At 71.5% G+C, this 18,323-nt stretch carries 17 protein-coding genes; 8 read left to right on the plus strand and 9 right to left on the minus strand.

Going from position 1 to position 18,323, the window contains the following annotated elements; translation table 11 throughout:
- Window positions 1-17 precede the first annotated feature (17 nt).
- Together J8M50_RS06535 and J8M50_RS06540 are read right to left on the minus strand one after the other, a co-directional pair.
- Window positions 18-1,040, minus strand: a complete 1,023-nt coding sequence (locus tag J8M50_RS06535) for a P1 family peptidase (RefSeq protein ID WP_029183332.1) — start codon at window positions 1,038-1,040, stop codon at window positions 18-20.
- 533 nt (window positions 1,041-1,573) lie between these two features.
- Window positions 1,574-2,815 carry a low temperature requirement protein A gene (locus tag J8M50_RS06540; RefSeq protein ID WP_029183333.1) on the minus strand — a complete coding sequence of 414 codons (1,242 nt, stop codon included), beginning with the start codon at window positions 2,813-2,815 and terminating at the stop codon, window positions 1,574-1,576.
- Window positions 2,816-2,894: 79 nt separating this feature from the next.
- On the opposite strand from J8M50_RS06540, the gene J8M50_RS06545 reads away from it, so the two are divergent.
- Complete coding sequence (locus tag J8M50_RS06545) at window positions 2,895-3,077, plus strand: hypothetical protein (protein WP_010350103.1); 183 nt, start codon at window positions 2,895-2,897, stop codon at window positions 3,075-3,077.
- Between the two features lie 71 nt (window positions 3,078-3,148).
- On the opposite strand, the gene mscL is transcribed toward J8M50_RS06545, so the two are convergent.
- The 6 genes from mscL to J8M50_RS06575 all read right to left on the minus strand — a co-directional run bounded on the left by mscL (window position 3,149) and on the right by J8M50_RS06575 (window position 8,851).
- Complete coding sequence (gene mscL, locus J8M50_RS06550; protein ID WP_010350104.1) at window positions 3,149-3,625, minus strand: large conductance mechanosensitive channel protein MscL; 477 nt, start codon at window positions 3,623-3,625, stop codon at window positions 3,149-3,151.
- Between the two features lie 141 nt (window positions 3,626-3,766).
- Window positions 3,767-4,339 carry a hypothetical protein gene (locus J8M50_RS06555; RefSeq protein WP_059045675.1) on the minus strand — a complete coding sequence of 191 codons (573 nt, stop codon included), beginning with the start codon at window positions 4,337-4,339 and terminating at the stop codon, window positions 3,767-3,769.
- Between the two features lie 204 nt (window positions 4,340-4,543).
- A complete protein-coding gene (locus J8M50_RS06560; RefSeq protein WP_010354991.1) occupies window positions 4,544-5,377 on the minus strand; it encodes an S-methyl-5'-thioadenosine phosphorylase in 834 nt (277 codons plus the stop codon).
- A gap of 74 nt (window positions 5,378-5,451) precedes the next feature.
- Window positions 5,452-5,763 carry an FmdB family zinc ribbon protein gene (locus J8M50_RS06565; RefSeq protein WP_010354990.1) on the minus strand — a complete coding sequence of 104 codons (312 nt, stop codon included), beginning with the start codon at window positions 5,761-5,763 and terminating at the stop codon, window positions 5,452-5,454.
- Between the two features lie 67 nt (window positions 5,764-5,830).
- Window positions 5,831-7,108: an MFS transporter gene (locus tag J8M50_RS06570; RefSeq protein WP_010354989.1), complete on the minus strand. Its 1,278-nt coding sequence runs from the start codon at window positions 7,106-7,108 to the stop codon at window positions 5,831-5,833.
- Window positions 7,109-7,336: 228 nt separating this feature from the next.
- Window positions 7,337-8,851, minus strand: coding sequence for a potassium/proton antiporter (locus J8M50_RS06575; RefSeq protein WP_029184033.1), 1,515 nt, complete (start codon window positions 8,849-8,851; stop codon window positions 7,337-7,339).
- Window positions 8,852-9,119: 268 nt separating this feature from the next.
- On the opposite strand from J8M50_RS06575, the gene J8M50_RS06580 reads away from it, so the two are divergent.
- A complete protein-coding gene (locus J8M50_RS06580) occupies window positions 9,120-11,930 on the plus strand; it encodes a penicillin acylase family protein (protein ID WP_010354987.1) in 2,811 nt (936 codons plus the stop codon).
- A 77-nt stretch (window positions 11,931-12,007) separates the two neighbouring features.
- Here the strand turns inward: J8M50_RS06580 and J8M50_RS06585 are convergent, their stop codons facing one another.
- A complete protein-coding gene (locus J8M50_RS06585) occupies window positions 12,008-12,634 on the minus strand; it encodes a 5-formyltetrahydrofolate cyclo-ligase (protein WP_010354986.1) in 627 nt (208 codons plus the stop codon).
- 93 nt (window positions 12,635-12,727) lie between these two features.
- On the opposite strand from J8M50_RS06585, the gene galU reads away from it, so the two are divergent.
- The 6 genes from galU (at window position 12,728) to J8M50_RS06615 (ending at window position 18,227) form a co-directional block, all read left to right on the plus strand.
- Window positions 12,728-13,639 carry a UTP--glucose-1-phosphate uridylyltransferase GalU gene (gene galU, locus J8M50_RS06590; protein ID WP_010354985.1) on the plus strand — a complete coding sequence of 304 codons (912 nt, stop codon included), beginning with the start codon at window positions 12,728-12,730 and terminating at the stop codon, window positions 13,637-13,639.
- On the plus strand, window positions 13,636-14,961 hold the full coding sequence (gene glp, locus J8M50_RS06595; RefSeq protein WP_010354984.1) for a molybdotransferase-like divisome protein Glp: 1,326 nt from the start codon (window positions 13,636-13,638) through the stop codon (window positions 14,959-14,961). Before galU ends, glp begins: the two co-directional genes overlap by 4 nt.
- Window positions 14,962-15,071: 110 nt before the next feature.
- Window positions 15,072-15,551 (plus strand): cyclic pyranopterin monophosphate synthase MoaC, encoded by a 480-nt coding sequence (gene moaC, locus J8M50_RS06600; RefSeq protein WP_010354983.1) that lies wholly within the window; start codon window positions 15,072-15,074, stop codon window positions 15,549-15,551.
- Window positions 15,548-16,078 carry a MogA/MoaB family molybdenum cofactor biosynthesis protein gene (locus tag J8M50_RS06605; protein WP_010354982.1) on the plus strand — a complete coding sequence of 177 codons (531 nt, stop codon included), beginning with the start codon at window positions 15,548-15,550 and terminating at the stop codon, window positions 16,076-16,078. The genes moaC and J8M50_RS06605 overlap by 4 nt, the downstream gene beginning before the upstream one ends.
- Window positions 16,079-16,104: 26 nt before the next feature.
- The gene (locus J8M50_RS06610; RefSeq protein WP_010354981.1) at window positions 16,105-16,725 is read left to right on the plus strand and encodes a GNAT family N-acetyltransferase; all 621 of its coding nucleotides are present in this window, start codon (window positions 16,105-16,107) and stop codon (window positions 16,723-16,725) included.
- A 173-nt stretch (window positions 16,726-16,898) separates the two neighbouring features.
- The gene (locus tag J8M50_RS06615) at window positions 16,899-18,227 is read left to right on the plus strand and encodes a SepX/GlpR family protein (RefSeq protein WP_010354980.1); all 1,329 of its coding nucleotides are present in this window, start codon (window positions 16,899-16,901) and stop codon (window positions 18,225-18,227) included.
- Window positions 18,228-18,323 lie beyond the last annotated feature (96 nt).

Genomic DNA, 18,323 nt, shown 5'->3' on the forward strand with positions numbered 1-18,323 from the left:
CCGAACGCCCCCACCCCTCACCCGTACAACTCCCGATACGAAGGCCACACACCCCCCACCCCCTCCACCGACTCCGCCGCCCGCGCAGCCCTAACGATCGCCCGAGTCACAGCATCCGCCCCCGCCTCCAACACCTCGTTCAACGCCAACGGATCCCCCTCATCCAGCGCCCGAGCCCCCGTGGCCAGCGCGAACACCGTGTCCCCGTCGTTCAGCAGATGCACAGGACGAACGGCCCGAGCGATCCCGTCATGGGAAACCCCCGCCAACTTCTGGGCCTGAGCCTTGGACAGAGCAAGGTCCGTGGCGACGACGGCCAGCGTCGTGTTGAGCGGCGGAGGGGCATACGCGGCAGCACACTCGGCCATCCGAACCCGCGCAGCCTCATGCACCCGAGCTTCGGGCAACTCCCCCCGCCCCAACACCAGTTCCCCGTACAACGCCCCAGTCCCAGGCTCCACAACGGACCCCGCCGCATTGAGCACGACCAACGCCCCCACCGTGCCCCCCGACGGCAACCGCACCCCAGCGGTCCCGACACCCCCCTTCAACACCCCGGCAACAGCCCCCGTACCAGCCCCGACACACCCCTCGACAACAGGCGCCCCCACCCCACTCACGGCGGCGGCCTCAACCGCGGCCCGCCCCATCCCCGCATCGGGCCGAGCCCGAAAATCCCCACCCCGCCCCAGATCAAACACACACGCGGCAGGCACAACAGGCACCACATGCCCCACCTCGGGCCCCACCCGAACCCCCCGCCCCCGCTCCTCCAGCCACCCCATCACCCCGGACGCGGAGTCAAGCCCATACGCGCTCCCCCCGGTAAGCACGACCGCCTCAACCCGCCGCACCACGTTCCGAGGATCGAGCGCATCGGTTTCCTTAGTCCCCGGCCCACCCCCACGCACATCAACAGCCCCCACAGCACCCCCCTCAGGCGCAAGCACAACAGTCGTCCCGGTCAACCACCCACCCCCGACCCGAGTGGCATGCCCAACCCGAATCCCAGCAACGTCAGTCAAAGCGTCAACTGTCATAAGCCCAGTCTCCCTTCACCCGTCCCCACCCCACACACCACAACAGCCCCTCTTCCTCCCGCCCCACCTCCTGCGCCTACCCCCACAGCCGCAACCACGAGCCTCCACCCCCCAGGCACGGCGGGAGCCCCACAATCGGCGAGCCCACCCCCACCGCCCCCGCACGGCAGGAGCCCCGCAACCAGCGAGCCCGCCCCGCCTGACCCGGACGGCGGGAGAGCCGTAATCGGCGGGCCCGCCCCTGCCTCCCCCCCCCCAAAAAAACGGCGGGTGAGCCGCCCCCGGCGGGCTGGCCTTGGCCTGTCCCGTACGGCGGGTGGGCCGCAAACGGCGGGGAGCGGGGTGCCGGGGGTGCGGCGCAGCCCGTCGCTTACGAAGACAGCAGCCCACGGCTCGGTCTACCCCACTGGCCAACACCGTCCGCGACGGGCTCGCCGCACCCCCGGCACCCCCGACCCACCCACAAACCTCCCGCGCGCCCGCAGGGCGACAGGCAGGACGCCGAGCCAACCCTCCCGGCACCCCCAACCCCCTCAACCCACCACCCCCTCCCGCCCCACCATCCGCGAGGTCAGCACCGTCCCCACCACCACAGCAAGCCCCGCCACCACCCCAGCCGCAAACACCCCCCACCGCCCCAGAACCGTGCAGCACAACACCAGCACCGCAGCCCCCGGCAACACCGCCTGCTGCACAAGCCCCACCTTGAAGTACCGAGAGTGCAACCCCCACACGGTCACCAGATACAGCGCAGTCGGCACAGTCACGGCCGCCGCTGCCGCCACAGCGGAAATATGCGCCTTCCCAACCGCCTCCTCCACCCCCACTTCGAGCCCCGCCCCGATCGCCGCGGCCGACGCGAAGACGAGGTAATGGCCGTACCCCCACAGAAACGCCTGCCAATTGGAGCGCAGACGCCCATGGACGGGCACCACGAAGTAGATCCACCACGCGGCGAACACGATCAGCAGCCCACCGCCGGCGATCGGCAGCAACTCGCCCAGCGCATCGTGCTCGTCGACCGCAGACTTCACCGCGACCGTCGCTGCCGCGATCGTCTCGCCCAGCACGATGATCGTGAACAGCCCGTACCGCTCGGCGATGTGATGCGGATGCCACGAGGTCTGGAAGTCCCGCTCCGCGAACACCGGCACGCCCAGCTCGGCGACCACCATCACGAGGAACACCCACGTCCGCGCGCCCTCGGGGAACACGAGCAGCCCCAGCCACCCCACCTGGCACGCCAGCACCCCCAGGGCGTACCGCAGCGCCACGGCCCGCTCCGCGCCGGCCGTCGACGCTGCCGCCCTCAGCCACTGCGCGACCATCGCCAGCCGCATGATCAGGTACCCGAGCCACACGACCAGGAAGTCCCGCCCGTCGAAGGCCCGCGACACCCCCGCCGCCAGCACCAGCACGCCCGCGATCTGGACGAGCGTCACGACCCGGTACGGCACGTCGTCGTTGTCGTACGCGGAGGCGAACCACGAGAAGTTCATCCAGGCCCACCACACGGAGAAGAACACCATCGCGTAGTGCAGGACCCCCTGCCCCGCGTGTCCCTCCGCCACGGCGTGCACCAGCCCGACGCCCGCCTGCGCGACCGCCACCACGAAGCACAGGTCGAAGAACAGCTCCAGCGGCGAAGCCACCCGGTGCGCCTCGTCGCGCCCGCGCGCGGTGAGCCGCCGTACGGGCCGCCCCGCAAGAGGCGAGCCGGGGGAGACACCTGAGGGCCCGGAGGAAGCACCCGAAGGAGCTGAACTGGTCGTCATGCCCACCAGCACAGCAGACCCCGCTTTCCCCCGCACGACAGACCCCCACCGTCTCCTCCGAGACCCGTACCCTGGAGGGATGAGCACCCCCTCCGCCGCCGAACCCCGTGACCCGAAGGCCGCGCTGGTCTTCGACGACCCTCTGGACCGCCAGTCCTCGGACGACACGGACCGCGGCTGGGGCGAGTCCACCACGACGACCGGCGACGCGGCGGCCGACCTCAAGCGCTTCCTCGACGAGAAGCCGCCCCACCACATCTGAGACCCCACGGAAAAGCCGAACGGCCCCGCGGGCACGGCCGGACGCCGCCCGCAGGGCCGAGGGGAACGCGCCTACCGCCCGTCGTGCCCCGAACCGCGCTGGGCGACCAGAGCGTCCCGGATCTCCTTGAGGACCTCCAGCTCGGAGACCTCGATGACCTCCTGCGCGCCCTCCTTGGCCTTCTGCCGGGCGGTCTGCCGTGCCAGGTACTTCGACATCGGCAGCACCATCAGGAAGTACACGACCGCGGCCGTGATCACGAAGCTCAGTGTCGCCCCGAGCACCGACCCCCACTGGATGAGGACGCCGCTCTCCAGCGAGCCGTCGGCCGCCAGCTTGCACGGCTCCTTCAGACACGTGCTGTAGCTGTCCAGGTTCTTCGTGCCGATCGCACCCACCAGCGGGTTGATGACGCCCTTCACCACCGAGTTGACGATGTTCGTGAAGGCGGCGCCGATGACCACCGCGACTGCCAGATCGACGACGTTGCCACGCGTCAGGAAGGCCTTGAAGCCGTCCCAGACACCGGCCCCCTTCTTCTCGCTCACCTCGGTGACACTCCTCACTTGCTCCGACTACGGAACGAACAGCTCCGCAACCTACGCCAGAGCGAGGCGTGCCTGTCCAATTCGGTAGCTCGAACGAGGGACTTGACGACGGCAGACCGTACACATATCGGACGAAGTCGCTCACCACAGCGTCACCGCCAGCCGCTGCGTGACCCCCGCGCCGGCCAGCCGCGCGGCGGCCTCGCGAGGAACGGAGAGGACGACCAGGGCCCCGCCGTCCACGCCCGCGCCCAGCGGCTCGGGCACCTTCGACACCAGCGCCCCGCGCGCCACGACCCGGGCCTCGCCCCCGTCCGTCGCGGTCTGCGCGGAGGCGATCACGTCGACCCGGTCGCCGGGCCGCAGCAGCCGCACCGTCTCCGCGTCGGCGATCCGCACCGGCGCCGACACGGTCTCGGCGGCGACAGGCCTGCCGGGCGGGGCGGCGGCGCGAGGAGGGGCGGCATGAGGACGGCCCCGGGCCCGCTCGGCGGCGTCCTGGCCGCCGCCCCGGGCCCCCGCCGCCACGAGCGCCGCGGCGGTGACCGCGAGCCCCAGCGCCAGCGCCCGCCGGCGCTGCCGCCCGAGCCGCCGCAGCAGATGCCCCGCACCCCGCACCCGCACGGGCGAGAAGTGCGGCACCTCGCAGGTGGCCGGAGTGTCCGCACCGGCCGGGCAGACGTCGGACGAGGAGGGAAAAGGCGGAACGGTCATGGGGATCACCACCGGCGACGAAGGGACGGCCGCCCGGCACCCCCGGCGGACCGCACAGGCCGCACATCCGGCCTGCGAGATCCACGATGACCTGCCCCGCAACCCTCCGCAGCGGCCTGTGGACAACGCCCGCCCTGTGGAAAACCCCGTCACCCGAACGTGGCGACGGCCTGTGGAAAACCACAGCCCGTCATCACCGGAGTGCTAGGGCAGCACGAACCCCGGATCCATCCCGCCCAGCGCGTTCACGCACAGACACTCCCGCCCGTCCGCCGCCGGCAACCCCGCCACCACGTCGAACAGGACATCCCGCAGCCGCTCCACATTCGCCGAGAACACGGCGAGCACCTCCTCGTGGGACACCCCCTCACCCGTCTCCGCCCCCGCGTCCAGATCCGTGACGAGCGTCAACGACGTGTAGCAGAGCTCCAGTTCACGGGCGAGCGCCGCCTCCGGATGCCCGGTCATTCCCACGACCGACCACCCCTGGGCCTGATGCCACAACGACTCGGCACGCGTCGAGAACCGCGGCCCCTCGATCACGGCCAGCGTCCCGCCGTCCACGGCCTCCCAGTCCCGCCCCCGGGCGGCCTTCAGCGCGACCGCGCGCCCGGCCGGGCAGTACGGGTCGGCCAGCGAGACGTGCACGACGTTCGGCACGGTCCCGTCGGGCAGCGGCAGCCCGTCGAAGTACGTGTTCGCCCGGGACTTCGTACGGTCCACCAGCTGGTCGGGGACCAGCAGCGTCCCGGGCCCGTACTCGGGCCGCAGCCCGCCCACCGCGCACGGCCCGAGCACCTGCCGCGCCCCGACGGACCGCAACGCCCAGAGGTTGGCCCGGTAGTTGATCCGGTGGGGCGGCAGATGGTGCCCGCGCCCGTGCCGGGGCAGGAACGCGACCCGCCGTCCGGCGACCTCGCCGAGGAAGAGGGAGTCACTGGGCGCCCCGTACGGAGTGTCGACCTGTATCTCGGTGACGTCGTCGAGGAACGAGTAGAAGCCGGAGCCGCCGATCACGCCGATCTCTGCGTTCGTCATGCACGGAACAGTAGCGGCTGACGACGAAGGCCCCGCCGTCGAGGGGACGGCGGGGCCTTCGGAAGCGAGGTGCGTCAGGCGGCGGTGGTGCCGGCGGACGGCTTGGACTTGGAGTCCGAGGCGGGCTTCGCGTCGGACGACGGCTTCGCGTCCGTGCTGGACGAGGAGGACGACGACTTGGCCGACGCGGGCGAGCTGCTCGACGACGAGCCGCGGCTGTCGTTGCGGTAGAAGCCGGAGCCCTTGAAGACGATGCCGACGGCGGAGAACACCTTCTTCAGGCGGCCACCGCAACTGGGGCACTCGGTCAGGGCGTCGTCGGTGAACTTCTGCACCGCCTCAAGGCCCTCGCCGCACTCGGTGCACTGGTACTGGTAGGTCGGCACTGTCTTCCTCCTGGCACTCTCACTCGATGAGTGCTAACGGGGGTCCATACTGACGTATTCCCGGGGATCAGTCCACTGCCACCGGCACTCGGTGACCGACGCCACGTGCCACCGTGCGCCCGCGCGAGGGCGACGTCAGCCGCGAACGCAGCGCCAGGACGGTCACCAGGGCCAGCAGCGTGCCGCCCAGGGGCACGAGGAACCCGGAGCCGCCCCAGAGGCGGTCCTCCAGCTGTCCGGCGACCGTGACGGCCGCCGCCTGCCCCAGCGCGACCGCACCGGTCATCCACGTGAACGCCTCCGTGCGCGCGCCCGCCGGGACCAGCTCATCGACCAGGGTGTAACCGGTGATCAGCGCGGGCGCGATGCACACACCGACCAGCAGCCCGAGCCCAGCGAGCAGGAACACCGAGTGCGCGGCCCACAGCCCGGAGGCGACCAGCGCGAGCGCGCCGTACGCGACGAGCAGCCGGCGCCTCGGGGCGACCTTCCAGACGATCGCGCCGCAGACGACGCCCGACAGCATGTTGCCGGCGGCGAACGTGCCGTACAGGACGCCGTTCAGCCCGGGTTCGCCGATCGACTCGCTGAACGCGGCCAGCGACACCTGCATGCCGCCGAAGACGGAACCGATGCCGAGGAACGCGACGATCAGCACGCGCACGCCGGGGATCCGCAGCGCGGAGGCGTGCTCCACGCGCGCGTGCCCGATGGCGGAGACCGGCGGCTGGGTGCTCTTCTGCGCGGCGAACAGCAGCCCGCCGACCAGCGTCAGGGCGGCTTCCGTGACGAGCCCGGCAGCCGGGTGGACGGCGGTGCACAGGGCGGTCGCCAGCAGCGGACCGACGACGAACGTCAGCTCGTCGGTGACGGACTCGAAGGCCGCCGCCGTCGGCATCAGGGGTGAGTCCTTCAGCGTCACGCCCCACCGCGCGCGCACCATGGGCCCGACCTGCGGCACCGAGGCGCCCGTCGGGACGGCCGCCACGAACAGCGCCCACAGGGGGGCGTCGGCCAGCGCGAGGGCGGTGAACGTGAGGCCCGCCAGCGTGTGCACGACGACGCCGGGCAGCAGGACCGCCCGCTGCCCGTACCGGTCGGCGAGACGGCCGCTGAGGGGCGAGAACAGGGCCAGGGAGACACCGGTGACGGCCGCCGCGGCACCTGCCGCGCCGTACGAGCCGGTGGTGTGCTGGACGAGGAGCACGATGGAAATGGTGAGCATCGCGAACGGCTGGCGTGCCGCGAAGCCCGGCAGCAGGAAGGTCCATGCCCCGCGCGTGCGCAGGAGCTGTCCGTATCCGGAACGGCCTTCGGCCGACTGCTTGGTGACCGTGGATGCCACGGCCCGTGCCTTTCTGCCGCCTGGTAGCGCGACCCTCGCGGGGACGCCGAGAGCTGTCCTCTTGCGCGCTGCGGTAGATACCGTCGCCCTCTTCAAGAGGGCGTTCCGGCCGCCATACGGTCGCGCCAGCTCTGCTTCAGACAGAGTTGGTTCGATCTAGGTGCGCGCTCATCGTACAGGCGTACAGCCCTTCGTGGCCTGTGAGAATGAGCACCGCGAAACCTGTCGTTAACGCTTCATCCGCGGTTCACGTCTCCGGTCCGTCCCCAGCCAGCCGGCGAGCTTGCCGCCGTGGCCCACCGCGCGCAGGCGCTTCTCGGCGGCGTCCCGCACGGGGTCGGTGGCGACGACGAGCAGCTCGTCGCCGTACCGCAGGACGGTCGTCGGGGACGGCACGAAGGAGGCGTCGTCGCGGACGACGAGGGTCACCGCCGCGCCCGCGGGCAGGCGCAGTTCGCCGACCTCGACGCCGTGCATCTTCGACCCCTCCGGGATCGCGACGGACAGAAGATGACCGCGCAGCCGCTCCAGGGGCGCCGATTCGATCCCCAGGTCGGTCGCCTCGCTGTTGTCGCCCAGGCGCAGGGTGCGGGCGAGCCAGGGGAGTGTGGGCCCCTGGACGAGCGTGTAGACGACGACCAGCACGAAGACGATGTTGAAGATCCGCTGGCTGCCGTCGACGCCGTTCACCATGGGGATCGTCGCCAGGATGATGGGCACCGCGCCGCGCAGCCCCGCCCAGGACATCAGCGTCTGCTCCTGCCAGGGCACCCGGAACGGCAGCAGGCACAGCAGGACGCTCAGCGGGCGCGCGACCATGGTCAGGACCAGCCCGATGATCAGCGCGGGCACGAAGTCGTCGCCCAGCTCGTGCGGCGTGACCAGCAGGCCGAGCAGTACGAACATGCCGATCTGGGCGATCCAGCCGAGCCCTTCGGCGAACCCGCGCGTGGCGGGCCAGTGCGGCAGCTTCGCGTTGCCGAGCACCATCGAGGCCAGGTAGACGCCGAGGAAGCCGCTGCCGTGCGCGAGCGCGCCGCCCGCGTACGCGGTGACGGCGATGGCCATGACGGCGATCGGGTAGAGGCCGGAGGCGGGCAGCGCGACGTGCCGAAGGCCCCACGCGCCCGCGAAGCCGACCGCCAGGCCGATCGCCGCGCCGATGGCCAGCTCCAGGGCTATCTCACCGAGCAGCACGTACCAGTGCTCGACGGGACCCGCTGTCGAGAACGCGACCACCAGGATGACGACCGGGGCGTCGTTGAACCCCGACTCGGCCTCCAGCGTGCCCGTCACGCGCGCGGGCAGCGGGATGCGGCGCAGGACGGAGAAGACCGCCGCCGCGTCCGTCGACGACACCACCGCGCCGATGATCAGTGCCTGCCGCCACTCCAGGCCCACCAGGTAGTGCGCGGCGGTCGCCGTCACCCCGACGCTCACCGCGACCCCGCCGAGCGCCAGCGCGGAGGCAGAGGGCAGCGCGGGCCCGACCTCCTTCCACTTCGTCCCCAGGCCGCCCTCGGCGAGGATCACGACCAGGGCCGCGTACCCGATGACCTGGGTCATCTCGGCGTTGCTGAAGTGGATGTCGCCGATGCCGTCCTGGCCCATGAGGACGCCGATCCCCAGGTACACGAGCAGGCTGGGGAGCCCGCTGCGCGAGGAGATCCGTACGGCCGCGACGGCGACGAGCAGGACGAGCGAGCAGACGAGCAGGAGCTGGTTGAGGTGGTGGACGGTCAGCGGCGGATTCCTTGTCTGGAGAGAGGGCCGGCGAAGGGGTGCACGAACACATCGGACAGGAAGGACGGTGCCGTACAGCCAATTACTTCGTTACCTTACCTAACTCTTGACGATTTCTTGACGCTCGTCGAGGTGTGGACCGGCGCCCGCGCGTCCGCGTTCCCGACTCCGAGTCAAGTGGCGTCAGGCCCTGCGCCTATGGTTGCTCCAGCGTTCATTCAAAGTCACAGCCCGACCTGCCGCTCGCGTTAGGACAGCAAGGACAGCGATGCCCCCGAATACCACCGCCACAACGGGTGACAAGCCCGGCAAATCCGGCAGGAAAAAGGGGCGCAAAGCCCGCCTGATCGTGATCGTCCTGGTCCTGGCGGTGATCGGGGGAATCGCTTACGGCGGGTACTGGTCGGTCAGCACGGTCCGGGCCTCGTTCCCGCAGACGTCGGGCGAGATCAAGCTGGACGGGCTGTCCGGTCCGGTCGAGGTGAAGCGCGACGGCTACGGCATTCCGCAGATCTACGCCTCCTCCGACGCGGACCTGTTCATGGCGCAGGGCTACGTCCAGGCGCAGGACCGGTTCTACGAGATGGACGTACGCCGCCACATGACCTCCGGCCGCCTGTCGGAGATGTTCGGCAAGGGCCAGGTCGAGAACGACGAATTCCTGCGCACGCTGGGCTGGGACCGCGTCGCCAAGGAGGAGTACGACAAGGTCCTGTCGGCCGCCACGAAGAAGTACCTCCAGGCGTACGCCAAGGGGGTCAACGCGTACCTCAAGGGCAAGTCCGGCGAGGACATCTCCCTCGAATACGCGGCCCTCGGCTTCACCAACGACTACAAGCCGACCGAGTGGACCCCCGTCGACTCGGTGTCCTGGCTCAAGGCGATGGCCTGGGACCTGCGCGGCAACATGAAGGACGAGATCGACCGCGCCCTCATGACCAGCCGCCTCGGCCCGCAGCAGATCGCCGACCTGTACCCCGCGTATCCGTACAGCCGCAACAAGGCGATCGTCCAGGAAGGCCAGTACGACGAACTGACCGGCGAGTTCGGGTCGAAGAGCGACTCGGACAGCTCCTCGGGCTCCTCCTCGTCGGGCTCTTCCTCCGGAAGCTCCAGCGGCTCCTCCACGGGCTCGGGAACCGGTTCGGGCTCCGGAACCTCGACCCAGGGCTCCTCGGCCCTCCAGGGCCAGCTGGCGGGCCTCAACGGGGTCCTCGACAACCTTCCGGAAGCCGTCGGCGTGAACGGCAACGGCATCGGCTCCAACTCGTGGGTCGTCGCCGGGAAGCACACGATCACCGGCAAGCCGCTCCTGGCCAACGACCCGCACCTGACGGCCTCGCTGCCCTCCGTCTGGTACCAGATGGGCCTGCACTGCCGCAGCATCACCGCGACCTGCCAGTACGACGTCACCGGCTACACCTTCGCGGGCATGCCGGGCGTCGTCATCGGCCACAACCAGAACATCGCCTGGGGCATGACCAACTCCGGCGTCGACGTCACCGACCTCTACCTGGAGAAGATCACCGGCGACGGCTACGAGTACGACGGCAAGGTCCGCCCGTTCACCACGCGCGAGGAGACCATCAAGGTCGCCGGCTCCGACGCCAAGAAGATCGTCGTACGGCAGACCGAGGACGGCATGCCCCTGCTGTCCGACCGCAACGACGAACTCGTCGAGGTCGGCAAGAAGGCCGGCGTCACCTCCTCGGCGCCGGACCGCGGCGACGGCTACGGCGTCGCCCTGAAGTGGACCGCCCTCGAACCCGGCACCACCATGGACGCCGTCTTCGCGCTGAACAGGGCGACCGGCTGGGAGAGCTTCCGCGACGCCGCCAAGCTCTTCGACGTCCCCTCGCAGAACTTGATCTACGCCGACACCAAGAACGACATCGGCTACCAGCTGCCGGGGAAGATCCCCACGCGCGGGAAGAACCACGACGGCTCCATCCCCGCCCCCGGCTGGGACTCCAAGTACGCGTGGACGGGCTACCTGAAGTTCGACCAGCTGCCCAACGAGTACAACCCCGAGCGCGGCTACATCGTCACCGCCAACCAGGCCGTCGTCGACCCCGACGACTACCCGTACACGCTCACCACCGACTGGGGCTACGGCACCCGCAGCCAGCGCATCACCGACCTGATCAAGCAGAAGATCGAGGGCGGCGGCAAGATCTCCACCGACGACATGCGCCAGATGCAGCTCGACAGCAGCAGCGAGATCGCCAAGCTGCTCGTGCCGAGGCTCCTGAAGATCGACCTCGCCGACCCGGACGTCCGCGAGGCCCAGAAGCTCCTCCAGGGCTGGGACTACACCCAGGACGCCGACTCCGCCGCAGCCGCGTACTTCAACGCCGTGTGGCGCAACATCCTCAAGCTCGCCTTCGGCAACAAGCTCCCCAAGGAACTGCGCGTCGAGGGACAGTGCCTGTGGGTCGATCCGGTCAACTCCACCGGCCCTGTCGACGACACGCAGAAGGTCCGCGAGTGCGGCATGCGCGACGCCGACCAGGCGCAGCCCGACGGCGGCGACCGCTGGTTCGAGGTCGTGCGCGACCTGATGGACAAGCCCAAGAGCGCCTGGTGGACGACGCCCCGCTCCGGCACGCGCCCGGGAGCCGTCGACCGCGACGGCCTCTTCAAGCGCGCGCTGATCGACGCCCGCTGGGAGCTGACCGCCAAGCTCGGCAAGGACATGGACACCTGGAGCTGGGGCCGCCTGCACCGGCTGTTCCTGAAGAACCAGACCCTCGGCACCGAAGGCCCCGACTTCCTGCGGTACATCCTCAACCGCGGCCCCTGGAAGCTCAGCGGCGGCGAGGCCGCGGTCAACGCGACCGGCTGGAACGCGGCCGGCGGCTACGGCGTCGTCTGGGTCCCCTCGATGCGGATGGTCGTCAACCTCGACGACTTCGACAAGTCGAGGTGGATCAACCTCTCCGGCGCCTCCGGACACGCCTTCAGCGCCCACTACACCGACCAGACCGGCAAGTGGGCCGACGGCGAACTCCTCGACTGGTCCTTCACGCCGAAGTCCGTCGACGACAGCACGAGCGACACCCTCACGCTGAAGCCGTGACGCGCACGCGCGACTGACGACGAGAAGGGGCCCTCCACGCGGAGGGCCCCTTCTCGTTCCCCCGCTTCCGACAGGCGTTACGACGAAACAGTGCCGTACCGACGTACCCCCGACGGCGTCACCACCGCGTGCACCGGCCGGTCGTGCTCCTCCGCCGGCACCCGCTCGACCACCTCACCGTCGTACAGGAGCACCACCAGAGCCGCCCTCGACCCCGCCCGCTCCAGCCGCGCCAGCACCCGGTCGTACGACCCCCCTCCGCGCCCCAGCCGCATCCCGCGCGCGTCGACCGCGAGGCCGGGCAGCAGGACGACGTCGGCGCCCGTCACGGTGTCCGGGCCGAGCCGCTTGCCGACGGGCTCCAGGAGGGCCATCCGCCCGCCGTGCCGGACGCTCGCGAGGGAGCCCTCACCGTCGTACAGGCCCCAGTCCAGGTCGTTGTCCGGCAGCAGCGCGGGCAGCAGGACGCGCACGCCCCGCGCGCGCAGCGCGTCCAGGAGCGCGAGCGTGCCCGGCTCGCTCCCTACGGAGACGTACGCCGCCACCGCGCGCGCGTGCGCCAACTCCGGCAGCTCCAGCGCGCGTTCGGCCAGGGCGGCGGCCGATACCCGCAGGTCGTCGGGGGTCAACCCGGCGCGTACGGCGAGGAGTTGCCGTCGCAGCTCCCGCTTCCCGGACGCCGCCGGGCCGTCGGTCAGGCTCATGCACCACTCCGCACTGTCTCGAATGCGCTCATATGAGCATCCATGGTCCGGTGTCACGGATTCCGCTCAAGAGCACCGGATAGGGTGACCGCCATGACTCAGTCCCACCCCAGGATCAGCAAGGCTGTCATCCCCGCGGCCGGCCTCGGAACCCGGTTCCTGCCGGCGACGAAGGCGACGCCCAAGGAGATGCTGCCGGTCGTGGACAAGCCCGCGATCCAGTACGTGGTCGAGGAGGCCGTGTCCGCCGGTCTCGACGACGTCCTCATGGTCACCGGCCGCAACAAGCGGCCCCTTGAGGACCACTTCGACCGCAACTACGAGCTCGAGTCAGCGCTCCAGAAGAAGGGCGACGCCGCCCGGCTCTCCAAGGTCCAGGAGTCCAGCGACCTCGCGACCATGCACTACGTCCGCCAGGGCGACCCCAAGGGCCTCGGCCACGCGGTGCTGTGCGCGGCCCCGCACGTCGGCCAGGAGCCCTTCGCCGTCCTCCTGGGCGACGACCTGATCGACCCGCGCGACCCCCTGCTCCAGCGCATGATCGAGGTCCGGGAGCGGCACGGCGGCAGCGTCGTCGCCCTCATGGAGGTCGCGCCCGAGCAGATCCACCTCTACGGGTGCGCGGCCGTACGGCCCACCGCCGACGCCGACGTCGTCGAGGTGACAGGCCTCGTCGAGAAGCCGGACCCCGCGGACGCCCCGTCCGCCTACGCGATCATCGGCCGCTACGTCCTCGACCCCGCCGTCTTCGGCATCCTGCGCACCACCGCACCCGGGCGCGGGGGCGAGATCCAGCTCACCGACGCCCTCCAGCAGCTCGCCCAGGACGAGTCGGCCGGCGGCCCCGTGCACGGCGTCGTCTTCAAGGGCCGCCGCTATGACACCGGCGACCGCGGCGACTACCTGCGTGCCATTGTCAGACTCGCGTGCGAACGTGAAGACCTGGGACCGGACTTCCGGACCTGGCTCCACCGTTACGTCACCGAGGAGTTGCAGCCGCGTTGAGCACCGCCGCACCGCGCCCCGCCGCCCCGGACCGCACCTGGTCCGTGGACGAGCACCTTGAGGACGTCCTCGCGACCGTCCGCCCCCTCGAACCCATCGAGCTGCAACTCCTCGACGCCCAGGGCTGCGTCCTCGTCGAGGACGTCACGGTCGCGGTCTCCCTGCCGCCGTTCGACAACAGCTCCATGGACGGGTACGCGGTACGGGTCGCGGACGTCGCGGGCGCGAGCGAGGAGTTCCCGGCCGCCCTGGAGGTCGTCGGGGACGTCGCGGCGGGAGCGCAGGCGGCCCTCCTGCACGTGGGCCCCGGCCAGGCCGCCCGCATCATGACCGGCGCCCCCCTGCCGCCCGGCGCCGAGACCGTCGTCCCCGTCGAGTGGACCGACGGCGGGCTCGGCGAGGGCCCGGTCGGCTCCATGCGCGCGCACAGCCTCGCCCCGGAGGGCGCCTTCGGGCACGTCCGCGTGTACCGGCCCGCCGAGGCCCGCGCGCACGTACGCGCGCAGGGCAGCGACGTCCGCGCGGGCGACCGCGCGCTGAGCGCCGGTACGGTCCTCGGGCCGCCGCAGATCGCCCTGCTCGCCGCGATCGGCCGGGGCACCGTCCGCGTACGCCCGCGCCCGCGCGTGGTCGTCCTGTCCACCGGCAGCGAACTGATCCAGCCCGGCGAGGAGTTGGCCGACGGGCAGATCTTCGACTCCAACAGCTTCGCCCTCACCGCCGCCGCCCGCGACGCCGGAGCGATCGCCTACCGCGTGGGCGCGGTCGCCGACGACCCCGAGACGCTGCGCTCCACCATCGAGGACCAACTGGTCCGCGCCGACCTGATGGTGACCACCGGCGGCGTCAGCGTCGGCGCGTACGACGTCGTCAAGGAGGCGCTGTCGTCCGTCGCCGACGAGGACGAGGAGGGCGCGGGCGTCGACTTCCGCACGCTCGCCATGCAGCCCGGCAAACCCCAGGGCTTCGGCACGGTCGGCCCCGACCACACGCCCCTGCTGGCCCTGCCCGGCAACCCGGTCTCCTCGTACGTCTCCTTCGAGCTGTTCGTCCGGCCCGCCATCCGCGCCCTGATGGGCCTCACGGACCTCCACCGGCCCACCACGCGCGCGAAGCTCACCGCCGACAGGCCCCTCAAGTCCCCGGCGGGCCGCCGCCAGTACCTGCGCGCCACCTGCGCCGACGGCACCGTCAGCCCCGTCGGCGGCGCCGGCTCCCACCTGGTCGCCGCCCTCGCGCACGCGGACGCGCTGATCGTCGTCCCCGAGGGCGTCGACCACGTCGAGCCGGGCACCGACGTCGAGGTCGTCCTCCTCGGCTGAGGCGCCCGCGCGGGTGCGCCAGCCCGCAGGACGGTCCCGTTCCGTCGTCCCCGCCGGCCGGGGAGTACCGTGTCGCGCACAACAGGCCCGGACCGGGAGCGCCACACAGCATGAGCACGCAGGACCGACTGACGCATATCGACGAGGCGGGCGCCGCCCGGATGGTCGACGTGACCGGCAAGGACGTGACGGCCCGCACCGCGCGCGCGTCCGGCCGCGTCCTCGTCTCCCCGCGCGTGGTCGAGCTGTTGCGCGGCGAGGGCGTCCCCAAGGGCGACGCGCTCGCCGTGGCGCGCATCGCGGGCATCATGGGCGCCAAACGCACCCCGGACCTGATCCCGCTGTGCCACCCGCTGTCGCTGTCCGGTGTGACACTGGATCTGTCGGTCGCGGACGACGCCGTGGAGATCCTCGCCACGGTCCGCACGGCGGACCGCACGGGCGTCGAGATGGAGGCCCTCACCGCGGTCTCCGTCGCCGCGCTCACCGTGATCGACATGGTCAAGGCGGTCGACAAGGGAGCGGTCATCACGGACGTGCGCGTGGAGCAGAAGACGGGCGGCAAGTCGGGCGACTGGAGCAGGACATGACACTCGACCCGTCCGTCGGCGGCGCGCTGCTCGCGCCGTACTCCGCGCTGGTCGTGACGGCCTCCAACCGGGCCTCCGCGGGCGTCTACGAGGACAAGGGCGGCCCGCTGGTCGCCGAGGGCCTGCGCGCCCTCGGATTCGCCGTGGACGGCCCTCAGATCGTCCCCGACGGCGACCCCGTGGAGACGGTCCTGCGCGCGGGCGTGGACGCCGGGTACGACGTCATCGTCACCACCGGCGGCACCGGCGTCTCGCCCACCGACCGCACCCCCGAGGCGACCCGCGCGGTCCTCGACCGCGAGGTCCCCGGCATCGCCGAGGCCATCCGCGCGTACGGCCGCGACAAGGTCCCCACCGCCGCGCTCTCCCGCGGACTCGCCGGCCTCGCGCGCGGGACGCTCGTCGTCAACCTGCCGGGCTCCACCGGCGGGGTGAAGGACGGACTCGCCGTCCTGGAACCCCTCCTGGTCCACGCCGTCGACCAGGTCCGCGGCGGCGACCACCCCAGAGCCGGGGGTGCGAGCTGAACAGCGCAACCTGGCCCGCACGGCTGGTGGACGGCGACATCGTCCTGCGGCCGATAAAGGTCCGCGACCAGAACGCCTGGCGCGAGGTCAACCGGCGCAACCGCGACTGGCTGCGCCCCTGGGAGGCGACGATCCCGCCGCCCGCGCCGAACGGCCCTCTCGCGCACCGGCCGACCTACCGCCAGATGGTCCGCCACCTGCGCTCCGAGGCGAACGCGGGCCGCATGCTGCCGTTCGTCATCGAGTACCAGGGGCGCCTGGTCGGCCAGTTGACGGTCGCCGGCATCACCTGGGGCTCCATGTGCTCCGGGCACGTCGGGTACTGGGTCGACGAGTCCGTGGCCGGGCGCGGGGTCATGCCGACGTCCGTCGCGCTCGTCGTCGACCACTGTTTCCGCACCGTCGGACTGCACCGCATCGAGGTCTGCATTCGCCCCGAGAACGGCCCGAGCCGCCGCGTGGTGGAGAAACTCGGATTCCGGGAGGAGGGCCTCCGGCCTCGTTATCTGCACATCGACGGCGCCTGGCGCGACCACCTCGTGTTCGCACTCACCTCCGAAGAAGTACCCGAAGGGCTCCTGAACCGCTGGCGCCGCTCGTACGACCGGCACCGCGCGCCCGGCCATCACACCGGACCGGGAAATTGAATATGTGTTCGAAAATGATCGGGCGATGACCACCTCGAAACGCTGAAGTTCCGGTCCGATGCGGTCCGCTGATCGCATCGGTCACAAAAAAAGCTCGAAATATCAGCCGGATCGTGCGACACACCGGCCCAATTGGCGGATGGCCTCAAGCAAATCCCTCTACGGTGTGAAGCGTGAGCAGCAGCGGCCTCATCTACGCAGTCATTGTCGGGGCCTGGGCCGCCTACTTGGTGCCGATGTGGCTCCGTAGGCAGGACGAGCTGAACGAGGCCCGTCCGACGGAACGCTTCAGCACAGCCATCCGGTTGCTGTCCGGCCGGGCGGGGATGGAGCGCCGGTACGCCCGGGACCTGAGGGCCCGCTCCGCCGAGGCGGGGGAGCCCGACGACGACGCCCTGGACGTCGCCACCGAACCGGTGGACGTCCGGGCCTTCGCCATGCCTCCGGGGCGCCCGCAGGGGCACTTTGCGCAGGACACCGACGGCGCGCACGCGCGCGAGGCGTACCACGGGCGGGAGAATCCGGCGCGGGACGCGCGCGAGGTGAGCGCCGCACGGGAGGCGCATCCCGCGCGTGAGGTGAACGTTTCGCGGGATTCCCGGGACGTCCGGGACGCTCGTGAGCGGGAGTCTCGTGAGCGGGACTCCCATGAGGGGCACGCCGCCCCCGCTCAGCAGCGCGTACCCGGCGCCCGGCGCACGCCCTCCGCGCGCGCCGACAGCCGGACGACCGAGCGCGCGCAGCGCTCGAAGGCCCTCGCGCGCCGCCGCCGCACCACGGTCCTGCTCTTCCTCGCCTTCACCTTCGGCGCGGTCGTCGCCGCCGTGGGGGGACTCGCGTTCCTCTGGGCGCCGGGTGTGCCCGCCGTGCTGCTCAGCGCGTACATCGCCTACCTGCGCTCCCAGGAGCACCGCCGCTTCGCCGTCCAGATGGACCGCCAGCGCGCGGAGGTCGCCGCGCAGCGCCTCAAGGAGCGCGTCCGCCAGCCGCACCGCCGCGCGTCCGCCTCGGTGTCCACGGAGGCGTTCGACGTCCCCGCAGAGGAGCCCGAACCGGCGGCCGAGCCCGATGACCCCGGCCTGCTCGCCCTGGCCGCCGACCGCCGCGCGCTCGTCGAGCAGACCGACCACGCCGAGTGGGTCGACCAGCAGCGCGAGCGCCAGCGCCGTCCCGAGCACGGCGACAGCTGGGACCCCGTACCCGTGCCCCTGCCGACGTACGTCACCGCTCCCGTCGCCCCGCGCGCGACGTCCGACGTCGACCTAGGCGCCCCGGACACCTGGAGCTCCGCCCGCTCCAGCGCGGTCGCCCCGGACCACGAGGCGGAGGACGGGACGGCCCCCTCCGAGTCGTCGGCCGACGACGATCCCGCGCGCGCGGACGACGGCGAACGCTCCGACGCCCGCCGCGCCGCCTCGGCCCGCCGCTCCCGCGAACGCGGGCGCACGCCCCTGTTCGACCAGTACGAGGACGGCGACCGCCCGCGCGCGGCCAACGAATGACCGTCCACCCCGTGACCTGCGACCGGGCCCCGGCTTCCCCTGGGGGACGGATTTTTGAGCAGGGCGATGAGGGTGCTAGAGTTTTACTCGTTGCAA

The sequence above is a fragment of the Streptomyces acidiscabies genome, assembly GCF_020010905.1.
Taxonomy (GTDB): Bacteria; Actinomycetota; Actinomycetes; order Streptomycetales; family Streptomycetaceae; genus Streptomyces; species Streptomyces acidiscabies.

Excerpts from the sequence above, each read along its gene's own strand:
- J8M50_RS06535 (WP_029183332.1), bottom strand. The coding sequence starts at position 1,040 with ATGACAGTTGACGCTTTGACTGACGTTGCTGGGATTCGGGTTGGGCAT.
- J8M50_RS06540 (WP_029183333.1), bottom strand. The coding sequence starts at position 2,815 with ATGACGACCAGTTCAGCTCCTTCGGGTGCTTCCTCCGGGCCCTCAGGT.
- J8M50_RS06545 (WP_010350103.1), top strand. The coding sequence starts at position 2,895 with ATGAGCACCCCCTCCGCCGCCGAACCCCGTGACCCGAAGGCCGCGCTG.
- J8M50_RS06555 (WP_059045675.1), bottom strand. The coding sequence starts at position 4,339 with ATGACCGTTCCGCCTTTTCCCTCCTCGTCCGACGTCTGCCCGGCCGGT.
- J8M50_RS06560 (WP_010354991.1), bottom strand. The coding sequence starts at position 5,377 with ATGACGAACGCAGAGATCGGCGTGATCGGCGGCTCCGGCTTCTACTCG.
- J8M50_RS06580 (WP_010354987.1), top strand. The coding sequence starts at position 9,120 with ATGCCCCCGAATACCACCGCCACAACGGGTGACAAGCCCGGCAAATCC.
- J8M50_RS06585 (WP_010354986.1), bottom strand. The coding sequence starts at position 12,634 with ATGAGCCTGACCGACGGCCCGGCGGCGTCCGGGAAGCGGGAGCTGCGA.
- galU (WP_010354985.1), top strand. The coding sequence starts at position 12,728 with ATGACTCAGTCCCACCCCAGGATCAGCAAGGCTGTCATCCCCGCGGCC.
- moaC (WP_010354983.1), top strand. The coding sequence starts at position 15,072 with ATGAGCACGCAGGACCGACTGACGCATATCGACGAGGCGGGCGCCGCC.
- J8M50_RS06605 (WP_010354982.1), top strand. The coding sequence starts at position 15,548 with ATGACACTCGACCCGTCCGTCGGCGGCGCGCTGCTCGCGCCGTACTCC.